This window comes from Azospirillum sp. A29, assembly GCF_042604625.1.
Taxonomy (GTDB): domain Bacteria; phylum Pseudomonadota; class Alphaproteobacteria; order Azospirillales; family Azospirillaceae; genus Azospirillum; species Azospirillum palustre.
This window is the reverse complement of record NZ_CP170466.1, coordinates 2,352,067-2,368,461: the sequence shown is the minus strand read 5'-3', so window position 1 is coordinate 2,368,461 and position 16,395 is coordinate 2,352,067. Positions and strand designations below refer to the sequence as shown.

Sequence of the window (16,395 nt, the reverse complement as noted above, 5' to 3'; positions counted from 1 at the left end):
GAGGGGGCATCAAGGGCGAAGGGACCGCTCCGCGCCATCCGTTATTCCGCCGCCGCACGGGCGGCCGTGCGGACCAGCAGGTTTCGGCCGGTCATCTCGGTAGGCTTCGGCAGGCCCAGCAGGTCCAGCAGCGTCGGAGCGATGTCGGCCAGACGGCCGCTGTCGATGCGGGCGCCGGCCGGGCCGTTGACCAGCACCAGCGGAACCTTGTCCAACGTGTGGGCAGTGTGCGGGCCGCCGGTCTCGGGGTCCTTCATCAGCTCGCAGTTGCCGTGGTCGGCGGTGATCAGCATGGTGCCGCCGGCACGGCGCACCGCGGCCTCCACCTGACCGACGCTGCTGTCGACCGCCTGCACGGCCTTGATGGCGGCGTCCAGCATGCCGCTGTGGCCGACCATGTCGGGGTTGGCGAAGTTGACGACGATCAGGTCGTACTTGCCCGAATCGATGGCGCCGACCAGCTTGCCGGTCACTTCCGAGGCCGACATCTCCGGCTGCAGATCGTAGGTGGCGACCTTCGGCGACGGGACCAGGATGCGATCCTCGCCCTCATAGACCCGCTCCTCGCCACCGTTGAAGAAGAAGGTGACGTGCGGATACTTCTCGGTCTCGGCGATGCGCAGCTGCTTCAATCCGGCCTCGGAAACCACCTCGCCTAGCACCTTGGTCAGGGTTTTGGGCGGAAAGATGGTGGTCATCAGCTTCGCCAGCGCCGACGAATATTCGACCATGCCGACCACGGCGGCCAGCTTCGGCGCGCCACCCGCCGGGGAGTTGGCCACCGGGAAGCCGTCGAAATCCTTTTCGACATAGGCGGCCAGGATCTCGCGGGCACGGTCGGCGCGGAAGTTCGCCATCAGGATGGCGTCGCCGTCCTTCATGCCGGCGTAATTGCCGATCACCGTCGGCAGGATGAACTCGTCATGCTTGTCGGCGGCGTAGCTCTGCTCGATGGCCTGGATCGGGTCGGCGGCGCGCTCGCCCTCCGCCCTGGTGATCGCGGCATAGGCCTTGGCGACGCGGTCCCAGCGCTTGTCGCGGTCCATCGCGTAATAGCGGCCGATGACGGTCGCCACCTCGACGCCCGGCAGTTCGAAGACGTCGGCCATGAACTCGGCGACTTGGTCCTTCGCGCTCTGCGGCGGAACGTCGCGGCCATCGGTGAAGGCATGGACCGCCACCGGCACGCCCTCGCGCGACAGCACGCCGGCCAGCGCGGCGATATGATCCTGGTGCGAGTGGACGCCGCCCGGCGACATCAGGCCCATCAGATGGACGCGCCCGCCGGTCCTGTGCATCGTCTTGACGAGGTCGTTCAGCGCTGCGTTGCGCTCCAGATCGCCCTCGACGATGGCATGGTCGATCATCACGAGGTCCTGCATGACGACCCGGCCGGCGCCGAGATTCATGTGCCCGACCTCGGAGTTGCCCATCTGGCCCTTGGGCAGGCCGACCTCCTCCTCGCTGGCGTCGAGGAAGGCCGTCGGTTCGGCCGACCACAGGCGATCCCAGTTCGGGGTCTCGCCCAGCGCAATCGCGTTGTCGGACCGCTCCTCGCGATAGCCCCAGCCGTCCAGGATGCAGAGGACGACGGGGCGGGGTCGGTTGGTCTCGGTCATCGCGCTTACCTTTCTCGAAAGGTTGTGGTCTCGGAGTTTCGTGTTTTCAGCTCCGGCGCTTTTCCGCGCGCCGGATGCGACGCTCGGAATCAGGACCTGTGATAGGGGTGACCGGCAAGAATTTGTTGAGCGCGATAGAGTTGCTCCGCAAGCATGCCGCGCACCAGCATGTGGGGCCAGGTCATCGGCCCGAAGGCGAGCAGGAAATCGGCCCGCGCGCGCACCGCGTCGCCATGGCCGTCGGCACCGCCAATCAGGAAGGCGAGATCGCCGGCGCCGCGGTCGCGCCAGTCGCCGATCTTGGCGGCGAAACTCTCGCTTGGCAGCGCCTTGCCGCGTTCGTCCAGCGCCACGACGATGGCGCCGGCCGGCACGGCGGCGAGCAGCAGCTCGGCCTCCTGCCGTTTCAATTCGTCGGAGGAGAGGCGTTTCTTCACCTCGACCTCCTTCAGGGTGAAGGGCCAACCGAGCCGTCCGACATACTCGTCGAACAGGTCGCGGGTCGGTCCACCCCGCGACCGCCCAACGGCGGCGAGCCACAGACGCATGATGCGGCCCTCCGCCTCCGGTTCGTCAGGCGCTCAGCCGCGCCGTGCCCGACGGCGTCGGCAGTTCCAGACCCCACATCTTTTCGATGTTGTAGAAGGTCCGGACCTCCGGCTTGAACAGGTGGACGATCACGTCGCCGGCATCGACCAGCACCCAGTCGCACTGGGCCATGCCTTCCATCTCGACGCCGCGGACGCCGGCCTGCTTCAGCTTTTCGGCCAGCTTCATCGCCATGGCGCCGATATGCCGCGTGTTGCGGCCCGACGCCACGATCATGTAATCGGCGAAGGTGGTTTTCCCGGCGAGATCGATGACGGTCACGTCATCTGCCTGGTCGGCGTCGAGCGACGCCTGGATGAGCGCCTTCAAGTCCTGCGGTTGCAGGATCTGGGGAACGGCGGCTGGCCGCGGAGCGGTCGCGGCCGTTTCGGTGTGCGTGGTGATGGCTCCAAACCTCTTGCAACGGTTTCACGACCCGGCGGCCCGTGCCTGCCGGATCGCCGTCGCCGAGGCCGGGTGCAAGGGGTTGCGTAAGAACGCCCAGGCCGGCCGCCTGCGGCGCGCCAGCCCTTTTACCCCAGACACCGACACCCGCCGACGGGTGTAGCGCTGGGCGGCCTTGCCGCTCAACGCACCAAGAGAATAGGTTGGACGGGCGAAAACCGCAACGGCCACCGAGTCGAAGATTCGATTCCAGTGCTTCCAGCGTGGAATTTGCCGCAAATTGTCCGCCCCCATCAACCATACGAAGCGGGTTCTGGGGAAGCGGCGCTGAAGCTTGGCCAGCGTGTCGGCGGTGTAGCGGGTGCCGAGCGCGGTCTCGATGGCCGTCACCTCGATCCGCGGATGGGCGGCGACGGCCCGCGCCTCCGCCAGCCGTTCGGGCAGCGACGCCATGCCGGAGGCGGATTTCAGCGGGTTCTGCGGACTGACCATCCACCAGACGCGGTCGAGCCCGAGCGCCTTCAGCGCGAACAGGCTGATGTGCCGGTGCCCGGCATGGGCCGGATTGAACGACCCGCCGAGAATGCCGACGGTCAGCCCCGCATAGAGCGGACCGGAATAGAGGTGGGGCGCACCCGCCAGCCCCGAACGGGCTCCCTCTCCCGCCCCGGGAGAGGGAAGGGGCCCATGCGGAGCATGGGAAGGGTGAGGGGCGATGCGAGGATCAGGGGATCCATGTTCGGATCGCCCCTCACCCTCCCCGCCTCCGGCGGGTCCCCTCCCTCTCCCGGGACGGGAGTGGGCACTCACCTCAAGGCCGCGTCTGGCCATCGCCGCGCACGACATACTTGTAGCTGGTCAGCTGCTCCGCACCCACCGGGCCGCGGGCATGGAACTTGTCGGTGGAGATGCCGATCTCCGCCCCCATGCCGAACTCGCCGCCATCGGCGAACTGGGTGGAGGCGTTCCACAGCACGATGCCGCTGTCCACCCGGGACAGGAACCGCTCCGCCACCGCCGGATCCTCGGTCAGGATCGATTCGGTGTGGTGGGAGCTGTGGGCGTCGATGTGGTCGATGGCACCATCCACCCCGTCCACCACGCCGCAGGCGATGATGGCGTCGAGATACTCGGTGTCCCAATCCTCCGGCGCCACCGCGGTCACCCGCGGATCGACCGCCTGGACCGCCGCGTCGCCGCGCACCGCGCAGCCGGCATCCAGTAGATCCTTCACCAGAACCGGCAGGGCCTTGTCGGCGATGGCGCGGTCGACCAACAGCGTCTCGGCGGCGCCGCAGATGGAGGTCCGGCGCATCTTGGCGTTCAGGACCACCTTGCGCGCCTTCTCCAGGTCGGCGGCGGCATCGACATAGACGTGGCAGTTGCCGTCCAGATGTTTGATGACCGGCACCCGGCTCTCGTCGGCGATGCGCTGGATCAGCGACTTGCCGCCGCGCGGGATGATGACGTCGATGTAGTCGCGCATGGTCAGCATATGGCCGACGGCGGCGCGGTCGGTGGTCGGCACCAGCTGGATCGCCGCCTCCGGCAGCCCGGCCTCGCGCAGGCCCTGGGCCAGACAGGAGGCGATGGCGCGGGACGAGCGGATGCTCTCCGACCCGCCGCGCAGGATGGCGGCGTTGCCCGACTTCAGGCAGATGCCGCCGGCATCCGCCGTCACGTTGGGCCGGCTTTCATAGATGATGCCAACAATGCCCAGCGGCACGCGGACGCGCTGGATGCGCAGGCCGTTGGGCCGTGTCCATTCCGCCAGCACGCCGCCGATGGGATCGGGGAAGTCCGCGATGTCCTCAAGCCCCTTGGCCATCGCCTCGATGCGCTTGTCGTCCAGCATCAACCGTTCGCGCATGGGGCCGGACAGGTCGCGGGCATTGGCCATGTCCTCGGCATTCGCCGCCTTGATCTCGGCGGCGCGGGCGCGGATGGCCGCCGCCGCCGCCCTCAGCGCCCGGTCCTTCGACGGTCCTGGCACGGTCGCCAGCGCAGCCGCGGCGGCGCGGGCGGCGCGGCCGAGGGCGATCATCTGGTCGTGCAGGGCGTCGGTGGTGTCGAGCAGGGCGGACATGGAGGTCTCCGGACACTCTATCCGTTGAAGGGACGACGACCTTAACGAATTGTTCGGGGTTGCGAAAGCCGCGCGGTTGTGGGACTTCGGCGTTGCGGTATGGGCGGGCGTGTGCAAAACGCAACGCGCCGGCCGCGCCAGGACAAGGTTTTCGGGCCACAAGGCTTTCGGGTAGGGTGACATGCTGACGCTGCTGCTGATCGTCTCCGCCTTCTTCGCCGGCGTGCTGAACGCCGTGGCCGGGGGCGGCAGCTTCCTGACCTTCCCCGCGCTGATCCTTGCCGGCGTGCCGCCGCTGAACGCCAACGCCACCAGCACCGTCGCGGTGTCGCCCGGCGCGCTGGCCAGCGCCTTCGGCTACCGGCGGGAGCTGGGACGCATCCGCGAGGTGCACCTGCCCTCCTTCCTCGGCATCAGCCTCGTCGGCGGACTGCTGGGCGCGCTTCTGCTGCTGTGGACGCCGCAGCGGACCTTCGAGGTCATCGTGCCGTGGCTGCTGCTGTTCGCCACGCTGCTGTTCGCCATCGGCCCGACCGCCTCGGCCTGGGTCCGCCGCAACGTCACCATCGGCCACGGCACGGTGCTGGCGGTGCAGTTCCTGATCGCGGTCTATGGCGGCTATTTCGGCGGCGGCATCGGCATCCTGATCCTGGCGACGCTCGGCGTCTTCGGCCTGACCGACCTGCATGCGATGAACGGGCTGAAGTCGCTGGTCTCCGGCTGCCTCAACGCAGTGGCGGTGGCGGCCTTCGTCGCCGGCGGCGCGGTCTATTGGACGGAGGCGCTGATCATGCTGGTCGCCGCGATGGCCGGAGGCTATGCCGGCGCCTCGGTCGCCCGCCACATCCCGCCGCCGGTCCTGCGCAAGCTGGTGATCCTGGTTGGGGCGGCGATGACCGTCTATTTCTTCCTCACGAAAGCCTGACCCGAACGGAGCCCGCCGGCATGACCCTCATCGACCGTAACGCCCTGCCCTACCGTCCCTGCGTCGGGATCATGCTGCTGAACGACCGCGGCGAGGTGTTCGTCGCCAAGCGCTGTGGGTCGGAGGCCGACTGGCAGATGCCCCAGGGCGGCATCGACGAGGGCGAAGATGCCCGCAGCGCCGCCTTCCGCGAGCTGGAGGAGGAGATCGGCACGGCGAAGGCGGAGTTCATCGCCATGACCGCCGCCCCCCACCGCTACGACCTGCCCGACGATCTGCTGGGCAAGGTGTGGAAGGGCCGCTGGCGCGGGCAGGAGCAGATGTGGATGCTGGCCCGCTTCACCGGCGACGAGGCAGACATCCGGCTCGACACCGATCACCCAGAATTCGACGCCTGGAAATGGATCGACGCCGAAGAGCTGCCGGGCCTGATCGTCGCCTTCAAGCGCCCGGTCTATGAGTCCGTCCTGGCCGAATTCCGTCCGCTGATCGCGCGGGCGAAAGGCTGAAGCATTCTGCCCGGGCCTGCCCCTCCACCATGTCCCATTTTTGATTGCGGTTATCCCCAACTTCCCGCCACCGCCCCCTCCGTCCGAAGCTTGCGCTTAACGAATCCTTGAGACGCAATCTGGCAACGTCGCTGCTGCAACCGGAATGCGCAAGAATGTGCCTGCCGTAGACGGAGGGGTGGCGTGTCGCTGATCAAGTGGACGGAGGAGGATGACGGCCGGCTCCGCCTGGGCCTGCCGAGCGACCTCGATTTGCCCATGGCGCAACCTCTGCTGGACAGTTTGCGCGCCGCCTTCAAGGCCTCGGCCGATGTCACCGTCCAGGCCGACGCCGTGGAGCGCATCAGCGCCGCCTGCATCCAGGCGCTGGTCGTCGCCGCCCGCGATACGGCCGAGCGCGGGGCCGCCTTCGTCCTCGCCGCCCCGTCCGAGGTCCTGTCCGAAGCGTGCGAGGATCTGGGACTCGCCGCCTGGCTGAAGCAATGGAGCCGAGCGTGAAGAAGAAAGTGATGACGGTGGACGATTCGCGCACCATGCGCGACATGGTGTCCTTCACCCTGCGGGGCGCCGGCTATGACGTGGTGGAAGCTGCCGATGGCCAGCAGGCGATGAGCGCCATCGCCACCAACAAGGTGGATCTGGTCATCACCGACCTGAACATGCCGGTGATGGACGGGCTGACCCTGATCCGCAGGCTGCGCGCCATCCCGGCCCACCGTACCCTGCCGATCCTGATGCTGACCACCGAAGCGGACGAGAGCAAGAAGGCGGAGGGCCGGGCCGCCGGCGCCACCGGCTGGATCGTGAAGCCCTTCAACCCCGACAAGCTGGTGTCGGTGGTGCAGAAGGTCTGCGGCTGACCGCAAGCCGACGGATTCAGGGAGGGGTGCAGCCGTGGACGATCTCAGCCGCTTCAAACAGACCTACTTCGACGAGAGCGCCGAACTCCTGGCGGTCGCCGAGGCTGGGCTGCTGCGCCTCGCCCCCGGCGAAATCGACATGGACGAGGTGAATGCGATCTTCCGCGCCGTCCATTCGATCAAGGGCGGCGGCGGCGCCTTCGGCTTCAACGACCTCGTCGCTTTCGCGCATGAGCTCGAAACGGTGATGGACAGCGTGCGCAACGCCGAAATCCCGGTCAGCACCGAACTGGTCGACACGCTGATCCGCGCCAACGACGTGCTGGCCCGCCTGCTCGCCCACGCCGCCGACGAAACCGAGGTGCCGGCCGGCACCACCGACGACACCGTCGCCGCCCTCCGCCGCTTCCTGGGCAAGGCCGGGGAACCGGCGATCGAGGCGCCGGCCGCCGCCATCCAGGCTGCCGCAGGCTTCTATCCCGACGACGAGGATGACGAGGCCGGCATCTTCGGCGACGCACTCGCGGCGATCCAGGCCGCGCGCGACGACCAGCCGGCGCCTGATGCCGGCCCCGTTCCCGAAGGGAAGGTCCGCTGGACCATCGTCTTCCGTCCGAAGGCCGAACTACTGCTGTCGGGCAATGAGCCGACCTACATGCTGCGCGCCCTGCGCCGCCTGGGCGAGGCGGAGGTGGTCTGCCATCTGGACAGGCTGCCCTCCCTGCGCGACCTCGACGCCGAACTGCTGCACCTGTCCTGGACGGTGACGCTGCTGGCCGACCCACAGGTGGACCGCGCCCAGATCGACGATGTGTTCGAGTTCGTCGCCGACGACTGCGACATCCGCATCAGCGCCGAAGCTCCGCCGCCAGCGCTCATCGCCCCCGCGCTCGTTCCGTCGGTGGAGCCGGTCACGCCCGCCCCTGCCGCCAACCTGCCGGAGCCGGTTGCCCCCGCAGGCGCACCGGCCACCCCGGCCGCCACCACGTCGGGCGCGGCTAAGCCCGGCGACGGCGCCAAGCGGACGAATGGCGGCAGCGACCATGCCGGGCCGACCACCCACACCATCCGCGTCGACCTCGACAAGATCGACCGGCTGGTCAACATGGTCGGCGAGATGGTCATCACACAGGCGATGATCGCAGAGCATCTGCGCGACCTGCCGCCGGGCCAGTTCCAGGAACTGCGGGAGGGGCTGGAAGGCCTCGCCCAGCACACCCGCGAACTGCGGGAAAGCGTGATGTCGATCCGCGCCCAGCCGGTTTCCAGCGTCTTCTCACGCATGCCGCGGCTGGTGCGCGAATGCGCCGCCGTGACCGGCAAGGAGGTGATGCTGGTCACCACCGGCGAGACGACGGAGGTCGACAAGACGGTGGTGGAGAACCTCGTCGACCCGCTGACCCACATGATCCGCAACTCCATCGACCATGGTCTGGAAGGCCCGGAGGAGCGGGAGCGCGTCGGCAAGCCGCGCGCCGGCACCGTGCATCTGTCGGCCGCCCACCGGTCGGGCCGCATCGTGATCGAGGTGACCGACGACGGCCGCGGCATCAACCGCGCCAAGGTGCTGTCGAAGGCCATCGAAAAGGGCTTGGTGCAGCCGGGTGCCAGCCTGTCGGACGAGGAGATCGACCATTTGATCTTCCTGCCCGGCTTCTCCACCGCCGATCAGGTGTCGAACCTGTCCGGCCGCGGCGTCGGCATGGACGTGGTGCGGCGGAACATCTCCAGCCTGGGCGGACGGATCGGCGTCTATTCGACGCCGGGTGAAGGATCGCGCTTCGTCCTGTCGCTGCCGCTGACGCTGGCGGTGCTGGACGGCATGGTGATCTCGGTCGGGGAGGAGCGCTTCGTCCTGCCGCTGACCAACATCGTCGAAAGCCTGCGCCCCAAGCCCGCCGACCTGCATGGGCTGGTCAACAAGTGCGACGTCATGATGGCGCGCGGCGAATATGTCCGGCTCGTCCACCTGCACCGGCTGTTCGGCATCCCCAAGGCCATCGACGACGCCACCAAGGGGCTGGTCGTGCTGGTGGAGACCGAGGACGGCTCCCGCCTCGGCCTTGTGGTCGACGAGGTGCTGGGCCAGCAGCAGGTCGTCATCAAGAGCCTGGAATCCAATTTCCGCCGGCTGGACGGCGTCGCCGCCGCCACCATCCTGGGCGACGGCCGCGTCGCCCTGATCCTGGACGTGGCGGGCCTGCGCGAAATGAGCCGCCATGGTTCAGGCACTGGCAACGCCTCCGGCGGCAGCCCCCTGCCTTCCCCGTCCCTGCCCGCCCCGGCGGACAAGTCCGACCAGCATCAACGCCAAACGGTTTGAGGTTCAGCGATGAGCAGTTCCACCGCAATCGCCCCCGTCAGCTCCCGCACCGATCTCCAGCCGGCCGGCGTCGCGAACGGCAGCGAGGAGCAGTACGTCACCTTCACCGTCGGCAGCGAGGAGTACGGAGTCAACATCCTGGCAGTCAGGGAAATCCGCGGCTGGACGCCGGAAAGCCGGTTGCCCAATCTTCCCGACTATGTCCGCGGCGTGATCAACCTGCGCGGCATCATCATCCCGATCTTCGACCTGCGGGCCCGCTTCGGCGGCGGCCTGACCCAGGTGACGAAGCGCCATGTCGTGGTGGTGATGCAGGTGGGGGAGCGCACGCGCGGCATCCTGGTCGACGCCATTTCCGACATCCTCGCCATCGGCCATGACGCCATCAAGCCGCCGCCCGATGTCGACAGTGGTCTGATCGACGCCGAGTATCTCAGCGGCCTTTACACCGCCGAGAACCGGATGGTGACCCTGCTCAACGTGGGCAAGCTGTTCGTCGGCGAGCATGTCGACCAGGACGCCACCCGTGCAGCGCTGGAACCGACCTGACACCGGTTTGGCAATACCCCGGTTATGCAGCCGCAACGAGAAGCCAAAAAAAGAGGGAACGTCAGCGATGGCCACCGACGGCACGATCGCCAAATCCGGTAACTTCCTCAGCGACATGCGCATCGCCACGCGGCTGTGGCTGGTCTTCGGCCTGTTGCTGGTTCTGATCGCGGCCCAGTCCGGCACCGGCATCTATGGGTTGGACGGGCTGAACCGGCGCATCGAAAGCGTTATCGCGTCGGGCGATCTCGCCGTCTTCGCCAAGGATCTGGAAAGCCGCCTGGGTGCGGAACGGCTGCAAACCCGCGAATACATCAATCTCGGCACCACCGAGGCACTGGACCGCCTGCGCGTCCTGCGCGGGGAGTTCGAATCGGCGATGTCGGACCGGCAGGCCTTGATGAAGGCCTCGCCCCAGGCCGCCGCGTTCGCCGACCTCAGCAGCCTGCACGGCGCCTATCACGAGAAATTCGACGCGGTGCGGACCGTGCGCGAGCGCGCCGACCGGACGCTGCACGAGCGCATGGACCCGCTGGGCGCCCAGGTGACCAAGCGGCTGGAAGAGGCGGTGGCCGCGGCCGACGCCTCCGGCGATAAGGACGTCGCTTTCGGCATGCAGGAGGTGGAGAAGCGCTGGCTGCTGACCCGTTTCTACGCCAACCGCGCCATCGGCCTGCGCGATCCGGCCGCCGTCGCCCAGGTGGAGGCGGAAGGCAAGGCGATGGGCGACGGGAATGCCCGGCTGTCCGCCCTGCTACACGACAATGCCGCCCTGTCCGTGGCCCTGCGCGACGTCGACGCCCGCGCCGCCGAATACCGCACCGCTTTTCGGGAGATCGTCGCCGCCAATGACGAGGCCAAGCGCCGCACCGACGACCTCGTCACCGCCGCGGCCGCGGTCAACCGCGCCATCGATGGCATCGTCGCCTCCATCGCCGCCGGCTCCAGGGTCATCGAGCAGGAGGCCGGCAGAGAAGCCGCCTTCACCATCCGCCTGACGGTCGGGCTGGGCCTGCTGTCGCTGGCGATCGGCATCGTCGCGGCCAACCGCATCGCCGCCTCCATCGTCGGGCCGGTCACTGGGATCCGCAGGGTGATGACCGAGCTGACAGAGGGCAAGCTGTCGGTCAGCGTCCCCCACACCGGCCAGCAGGACGAGCTGGGCGACATGGCCCGCGCCGTCGACGCCTTCAAGGACGAGGCGGTGGAGGCCCTGCGCTCCCGCATCGCGCTGGAACGGGTGTCGGCCAACATCATGATGGCCGATACCGACGGCCGCATCCTCTACGCCAACGACTCGATCACGGCGATGTTCCGCCATGCCGAGGCCGACCTGCGCACCGCCCTGACCGGCTTCGATCCGAACAGGCTGGTCGGACAGAATTTCGATGTCTTCCACCGCGACCCAACCCACCAGCGCCGGCTGCTGGCCGATCTGACCCACACCCACCGCGGCTTGGTCAAGACCGGCGGCCGCACCTTCCAGGTCATCGCCAACCCGGTGGTCAGCCGCCAGGGCGAGCGGCTCGGCACCGTCATCGAATGGCGCGACCTGACCGAGGAACTGGCGATCGAGGCGGAGATCGGCGCCATGGTGGAGAATGCCGTGCGCGGCGACTTCACCCACCGCATCCCACTGGACGGCAAGAGCGGCTTCTTCCGGCTGGTCAGCGAAGGCATCAACCGCCTGTCCGGAAACATCGCCGCCGTCACCGAGGATCTGGCAACGGTGCTGGAATCCCTGTCGCGCGGCGACCTGACCAGCCGCATCGACAAGCAGTATGAAGGCGTGTTCCAGCGGCTGAAGGACGACTTCAACGGCACGGTCGGCCGTCTGTCGGAGATCGTGCAGCGCATCGACCATGCCGCCGGCTCCATCGCCGTCGGCAGCCGCGAAGTGGCGGACGGCAGCATGGACCTGTCGGAGCGGACCGAACAGCAGGCCTCCTCGCTGGAGGAGACCGCGGCCAGCATGGAACAGCTCGCCGCCACCGTGCGCTCCAACGCCGACAACGCCCAGCAGGTCAACGGCTTCGCCACCGAGGCGCGCGCCGCGGCCTCGCGCGGCGGGCAGGTGGCGACCAGTGCGGTGGAGGCGATGCGCCGGATCGAACAGTCGTCGCAGAAGATCTCCGACATCATCGGGGTGATCGACGAGATCGCCTTCCAGACCAACCTGCTGGCGCTCAACGCGGCGGTGGAGGCGGCGCGGGCCGGCGACGCCGGGCGCGGCTTCGCCGTGGTGGCGCAGGAGGTGCGGCAGCTCGCCCAGCGTTCCGCCCAGGCGTCGAAGGAGATCAAGGCGCTGATCCTGGACAGCGGCGGGCAGGTGCGCGATGGCGTCGACCTCGTGCGGTCGGCCGGCAGCTCCCTGACGGAGATCGTGTCGGGCATCGGCCGCGTCGCCGATCTTGTGTCGGAGATCGCGCGGGCGACCGCCGAGCAGGCGTCGGGCCTCGACGAGGTCAACATCGCCATCTCGCAGATGGACGAGATGACCCAGAAGAACGCCGCCCTGGTGGAGGAAAGCACCGCCGCCGCCCGCTCGCTGGAGGATCAGGCCGACCAGCTGCGCCAGCAGATGACCTTCTTCACCCTCGATCGCAGATCAGCCTGACCCGAGATCTCTTGACGATGCCCCCGGTGCCGCGATGACCGACCGCCCGCCCGCCTCACTGACCGAACCCGAGACGCTGCGGCGCCCCCCGGCCGCGCCGGCCGCGGTGTTCGGTGGCGCGCGCGAATTCCATTTCGAGCGGCACCATTTCGACCTGATCGCCAGCCTGCTCTACCAGCTGGCCGGCATCGCGCTGGCGCCGCACAAGGCGGAGATGGTCTATGCCCGGCTGGCGCGCCGCCTGCGCGAACTGCGGCTGCCCGATTTCGACGCCTATTGCGCCCTGCTGCAAAGCGACGGCGTGGCGGACGAGATCGGCTTCCTGGTCAATGCACTGACCACCAACCTGACCAGCTTCTACCGCGAATCGCATCATTTCGACTTCCTCGCCTCCACCGTCCTGCCGGAACTGCGGACGCTGAACGCCTACCAGCCGAAACCGCGGCTGCGGCTGTGGTCGGCCGGCTGCTCCTCCGGACCGGAGCCCTACACCATGGCGATGGTGCTGGTCTCCGCCATGGGGGCGGAACTGCGCCGCTGGGACGCCCGCATCCTCGCCACCGACATCGACACCCACATGGTGGAAACCGCCCGGCGCGGCATCTACCCGCTGTCGGGCGCCACCGGCATTCCGCCGGCGATCCGCCAGCGCTTCACCACGGACACCCGGCTGGACGGCGAGCCGGCTGTGGCGATGGGCGAGGAGCTGAAGCGCCTGGTGACCGTCAAGCCCCTGAACCTGCTGGAACATTGGCCGATGTCCGGCCCGTTCGACGCGGTCTTTTGCCGCAATGTCCTGATTTATTTCGACCGCCGTGGCCGGATGCAGGTGATAGAGAACTTCGCCCGGATGCTCCGCCCCGGCGGGTATCTGTTCCTCGGCCACTCGGAGAGCCTGTATGGCGTGTCGAACCTGTTCCGGCAGGCCGGTCCGACCATCTACCGGAGGGAGTGAGCGATGAACGCCGAACCCCTCCCCCGGCAGGAGCCAGCCAGCCCGACGCCCCGCAACCGCATGGGAAGCGGTCGCTACTTCAACCGGGAATTCAACGCTGACGCTGTCAAGATCGGGCTGGGCCAGCAGGCGGTCAGCGACCGTCCCGACCTGATGATCGCGACGACGCTGGGTTCCTGCGTGGCGGCCTGCATCCATGACCCGGTGCGCGGCATCGGCGGCATGAACCATTTCATGCTGCCCGACCTGCCGGCGAGCGAGCTTGAGGGGGCCGGCATGGCCGCGCGCTACGGCTCGGTCGCCATGGAGCGGCTGATCAACGCGCTGCTGGCCGCCGGTGCCGAACGCCAGCGCCTGCAGGTCAAGCTGTTCGGTGGCGGGCGCGTCATCGAATCGAGCTACGACATCGGCGGGCTGAACTGCCGCTTCGCACTGGATTACGTGCGGACGGAAGGGCTGACGCTGGCCGGCCACGATCTGGGCGGAGGCTCCGCCCGGCGGGTGCATTACTTCCCGCATAGCGGACGCGCGCTGCGCCGCCTGCTGCGGCCGGAGGCGGCGGCCGACACCGTCACCCGCGAACGGCGCTTCATCACGCACCTGAGCCATGCCCCCGAGGAGGGCGAGGTCGAACTGTTCACCCCCGCCGATCCGGAAGGGAGCTGACCCATGCCCAGACCGATCCGCGTCGTCATCGTCGACGACAGCGCGCTGATGCGTGAAATGCTGAAGGACATCCTGACCCGGGAGGCGGGGATGGAGGTGGCCGGGGTTGCCCGCGACCCCTTCGAAGCGCGCGAGGTCATCAAGGCCACCAACCCCGACGTCATCACGCTGGACGTCGAGATGCCGAAGATGGACGGGCTGTCCTTCCTGGAGAAGATCATGACCCTGCGGCCGACGCCGGTCATCATGGTCTCCTCCCTGACCCGCGAAGGGTCGGACGCCGCCATCCGCGCACTGGAGCTGGGGGCGGTGGACTGCGTCGCCAAGCCCGGCGGCTCCGAAGGACAGGGCTTCGAGGCGACGGCGATGGAGCTGGTTTCCAAGATCCGCGTCGCCGCCACCGCGCGCCTGACCATGCGCCGCCCGGCTGCTACCCATGGCGTGCTGCCGACGCCGCGGCGGGCCGGCTCGGGCAAGCGGCTGATCGCGGTCGGCGCCTCGACGGGCGGGGTGGAGCGCATCCGCGACGTGCTGGCCGCCATGCCGGCCGACTGCCCGCCCATCGTCATCACCCAGCATATGGGTCCCAGCTATGTGCCCAGCTTCGCGGCACGGCTCGACCGGCTGTCCGCCCCCACCGTGCGGGTCGCCGTCCATGGCGACCGCCCGGCCCAGGGGCTGGTGCTGATCGCCCCCGGCGACCGCCATCTCGCCATCGTCCGCGACACCGCCGGCTTCGTCTGCCACATCCAGGACACCCCTGCGGTCAGCGGCCACCGCCCGTCGGTCGACGTACTGTTCGCCTCCGTCGCCAAGGCGGCCGGCAACAACGCCGTCGGCGTCATCCTGTCCGGCATGGGCCGCGACGGCGCCATCGGCATGAAGGCTATGCACGACGCCGGCGCCTTCACCATCGGCGAGCAGGAATCGAGCTGCGTCGTCTATGGAATGCCGCGCGCCGCCAGGGAGGCCGGCGCGGTCGCGGTCGAACTGCCGCTTGCCCAAATCCCCGTCGAAATGCTGCGCGCCTTCGACGCCGTCGGCGAACGCCCCCGCACCGCCCCGACCTGACCGGGCACCCGGGTAGAGTTTCCAAGGAGCACCAGTATGTTCAAGTCCGCCGCCCACGACGCCGTCCAGACCGGCCCTCGGAATGCCGCGCCCCGGGACGTCTCCGCGACGCCGGACGGCGACGCCAAGGTCGCGGTCACCGCGGAGCTTCTGTCGACCTGGCTCGGCTTCGCCGATGTACAACGCCGCACGCTCGACATCGTGCAGGGCGAGTTGACGCGCACCTCGGACCATGTGGAGACCTCCACCCTCGACCTGTCGGAGCGCTTCCGCGAACTGGCCCGGAAGGCGCTGGAGCAGTCCGAGCGGGTGGCCCAGATCGTCGACATGGCAGGGTCGGTCGACATCGACGGCGAGCGGGTGCCGCTCGACAGGCTGGTCGTCGGCATGCAGGACGTGATCACCGACATGGTGACCAACATCGTCACCCTGTCGCGCCATGCCATGAGCATGGTCTATCTGCTGGACGACGTGCAGAAGGATGTGGCCGAGCTGGAGAAATCGATCGGCGACATCGACGGCATCAACCGCCAGACCAACTTCCTGGCGCTGAACGCGACCATCGAGGCCAGCCGTGCCGGCGAGGCCGGGCGGACCTTCGCCGTGGTGGCGCAGGAAGTGCGGCACCTCTCCCGCTCCACCGGCGAACTGGCCGACCGCATGCGCGGCACCGTCACCGCCGTGGTGAAGGGGGTGCGCAACGGCCACGACATCCTGCGCCAGATCGCCAACACCGACATGTCGCCGCAGATGCTGGCCAAGGAGCGCGTCGACAAGACGATGGACAGCCTGGTGGAGCAGACCAACCATTTCCAGTCGGTGCTGGAGACGGCGGCGTCGGTGTCGTCCGATATGTCCTCCACCATCGCGCACGTCATCACCGGCATGCAGTTCCAGGACCTGACCAAGCAGCGGATCGAGGCGATCAACGACAGCCTTGCCATCATGAGCGCCGGACTGGGAGAGCTGGAAACCCGCATCCGCGCCCAGGTGCCGCCCGCCATCGGCGCACGCGAACCGCAGGAATGGCTGAACCAGCTGATGGGCCGCTTCACGTTGAGCGAAATGCGCGAGCGCTTCGTGCGCAGGCTGCTGCTGGAAGGTACGGCCTTGGACGAAAATGGCGTGCTTGACCTCGATGCCGCAGGGGGAAGCAGCGCCGGCGGTGATATTGAACTCTTTTAGCGCGGTGCCCCCCGCCTGTACACTGAACCACATTTGC

General features: G+C 68.4%; 15 protein-coding genes and 1 pseudogene. 11 read left to right on the top strand and 5 right to left on the bottom strand.

The features are described from left to right. Positions 1–41: 41 nt before the first annotated feature. The 5 genes from gpmI to ABNQ38_RS26195 form a co-directional block, all read right to left on the bottom strand. A complete protein-coding gene (gene gpmI, locus ABNQ38_RS26215) occupies positions 42–1,619 on the bottom strand; it encodes a 2,3-bisphosphoglycerate-independent phosphoglycerate mutase (protein WP_377808777.1) in 1,578 nt (525 codons plus the stop codon). Positions 1,620–1,708: 89 nt separating this feature from the next. Continuing rightward, positions 1,709–2,167, bottom strand: coding sequence for a 23S rRNA (pseudouridine(1915)-N(3))-methyltransferase RlmH (rlmH, locus tag ABNQ38_RS26210; protein ID WP_014248610.1), 459 nt, complete (start codon positions 2,165–2,167; stop codon positions 1,709–1,711). Positions 2,168–2,192: 25 nt separating this feature from the next. Continuing rightward, on the bottom strand, positions 2,193–2,537 hold the full coding sequence (gene rsfS, locus ABNQ38_RS26205; RefSeq protein ID WP_377808776.1) for a ribosome silencing factor: 345 nt from the start codon (positions 2,535–2,537) through the stop codon (positions 2,193–2,195). 99 nt (positions 2,538–2,636) lie between these two features. Beyond that, entirely contained in the window at positions 2,637–3,254 is a 618-nt protein-coding gene (locus ABNQ38_RS26200) for a nicotinate-nucleotide adenylyltransferase (RefSeq protein ID WP_377810121.1), read from the bottom strand. 169 nt (positions 3,255–3,423) lie between these two features. Beyond that, positions 3,424–4,698, bottom strand: a complete 1,275-nt coding sequence (locus ABNQ38_RS26195) for a glutamate-5-semialdehyde dehydrogenase (RefSeq protein WP_377808775.1) — start codon at positions 4,696–4,698, stop codon at positions 3,424–3,426. Between the two features lie 181 nt (positions 4,699–4,879). Between ABNQ38_RS26195 and ABNQ38_RS26190 the strand changes: the two genes are divergently transcribed. The 11 genes and pseudogenes from ABNQ38_RS26190 to ABNQ38_RS26140 form a co-directional block, all read left to right on the top strand. Further along, the gene (locus tag ABNQ38_RS26190; RefSeq protein WP_174470851.1) at positions 4,880–5,623 is read left to right on the top strand and encodes a sulfite exporter TauE/SafE family protein; all 744 of its coding nucleotides are present in this window, start codon (positions 4,880–4,882) and stop codon (positions 5,621–5,623) included. A gap of 20 nt (positions 5,624–5,643) precedes the next feature. Then, the gene (locus tag ABNQ38_RS26185) at positions 5,644–6,132 is read left to right on the top strand and encodes an RNA pyrophosphohydrolase (protein ID WP_377808774.1); all 489 of its coding nucleotides are present in this window, start codon (positions 5,644–5,646) and stop codon (positions 6,130–6,132) included. Positions 6,133–6,315: 183 nt separating this feature from the next. Continuing rightward, positions 6,316–6,630: a lipid asymmetry maintenance protein MlaB gene (locus ABNQ38_RS26180; RefSeq protein ID WP_377808773.1), complete on the top strand. Its 315-nt coding sequence runs from the start codon at positions 6,316–6,318 to the stop codon at positions 6,628–6,630. After that, positions 6,615–6,992: a response regulator gene (locus ABNQ38_RS26175; protein WP_109048963.1), complete on the top strand. Its 378-nt coding sequence runs from the start codon at positions 6,615–6,617 to the stop codon at positions 6,990–6,992. Before ABNQ38_RS26180 ends, ABNQ38_RS26175 begins: the two co-directional genes overlap by 16 nt. Before the next feature lie 34 nt (positions 6,993–7,026). Beyond that, a complete protein-coding gene (locus ABNQ38_RS26170) occupies positions 7,027–9,315 on the top strand; it encodes a chemotaxis protein CheA (RefSeq protein ID WP_377808772.1) in 2,289 nt (762 codons plus the stop codon). Positions 9,316–9,324: 9 nt separating this feature from the next. Next, positions 9,325–9,864: a chemotaxis protein CheW gene (locus ABNQ38_RS26165; protein ID WP_377808771.1), complete on the top strand. Its 540-nt coding sequence runs from the start codon at positions 9,325–9,327 to the stop codon at positions 9,862–9,864. A gap of 67 nt (positions 9,865–9,931) precedes the next feature. Continuing rightward, positions 9,932–12,481: a methyl-accepting chemotaxis protein gene (locus ABNQ38_RS26160; RefSeq protein ID WP_377808770.1), complete on the top strand. Its 2,550-nt coding sequence runs from the start codon at positions 9,932–9,934 to the stop codon at positions 12,479–12,481. Positions 12,482–12,515: 34 nt separating this feature from the next. Further along, on the top strand, positions 12,516–13,436 hold the full coding sequence (locus tag ABNQ38_RS26155) for a CheR family methyltransferase (RefSeq protein WP_377808769.1): 921 nt from the start codon (positions 12,516–12,518) through the stop codon (positions 13,434–13,436). Positions 13,437–13,439: 3 nt separating this feature from the next. Then, complete coding sequence (locus ABNQ38_RS26150; protein ID WP_377808768.1) at positions 13,440–14,102, top strand: chemotaxis protein; 663 nt, start codon at positions 13,440–13,442, stop codon at positions 14,100–14,102. A gap of 3 nt (positions 14,103–14,105) precedes the next feature. Further along, on the top strand, positions 14,106–15,173 hold the full coding sequence (locus tag ABNQ38_RS26145) for a chemotaxis response regulator protein-glutamate methylesterase (protein ID WP_377808767.1): 1,068 nt from the start codon (positions 14,106–14,108) through the stop codon (positions 15,171–15,173). Between the two features lie 504 nt (positions 15,174–15,677). Beyond that, positions 15,678–16,358, top strand: a pseudogene (locus ABNQ38_RS26140) (methyl-accepting chemotaxis protein); the annotation flags it as partial. Positions 16,359–16,395 lie beyond the last annotated feature (37 nt).

Excerpts from the sequence above, each read along its gene's own strand:
- gpmI (WP_377808777.1), bottom strand. The coding sequence starts at position 1,619 with ATGACCGAGACCAACCGACCCCGCCCCGTCGTCCTCTGCATCCTGGAC.
- rlmH (WP_014248610.1), bottom strand. The coding sequence starts at position 2,167 with ATGCGTCTGTGGCTCGCCGCCGTTGGGCGGTCGCGGGGTGGACCGACC.
- ABNQ38_RS26195 (WP_377808775.1), bottom strand. The coding sequence starts at position 4,698 with ATGTCCGCCCTGCTCGACACCACCGACGCCCTGCACGACCAGATGATC.
- ABNQ38_RS26190 (WP_174470851.1), top strand. The coding sequence starts at position 4,880 with ATGCTGACGCTGCTGCTGATCGTCTCCGCCTTCTTCGCCGGCGTGCTG.
- ABNQ38_RS26185 (WP_377808774.1), top strand. The coding sequence starts at position 5,644 with ATGACCCTCATCGACCGTAACGCCCTGCCCTACCGTCCCTGCGTCGGG.
- ABNQ38_RS26175 (WP_109048963.1), top strand. The coding sequence starts at position 6,615 with ATGGAGCCGAGCGTGAAGAAGAAAGTGATGACGGTGGACGATTCGCGC.
- ABNQ38_RS26165 (WP_377808771.1), top strand. The coding sequence starts at position 9,325 with ATGAGCAGTTCCACCGCAATCGCCCCCGTCAGCTCCCGCACCGATCTC.
- ABNQ38_RS26160 (WP_377808770.1), top strand. The coding sequence starts at position 9,932 with ATGGCCACCGACGGCACGATCGCCAAATCCGGTAACTTCCTCAGCGAC.
- ABNQ38_RS26155 (WP_377808769.1), top strand. The coding sequence starts at position 12,516 with ATGACCGACCGCCCGCCCGCCTCACTGACCGAACCCGAGACGCTGCGG.
- ABNQ38_RS26150 (WP_377808768.1), top strand. The coding sequence starts at position 13,440 with ATGAACGCCGAACCCCTCCCCCGGCAGGAGCCAGCCAGCCCGACGCCC.
- ABNQ38_RS26145 (WP_377808767.1), top strand. The coding sequence starts at position 14,106 with ATGCCCAGACCGATCCGCGTCGTCATCGTCGACGACAGCGCGCTGATG.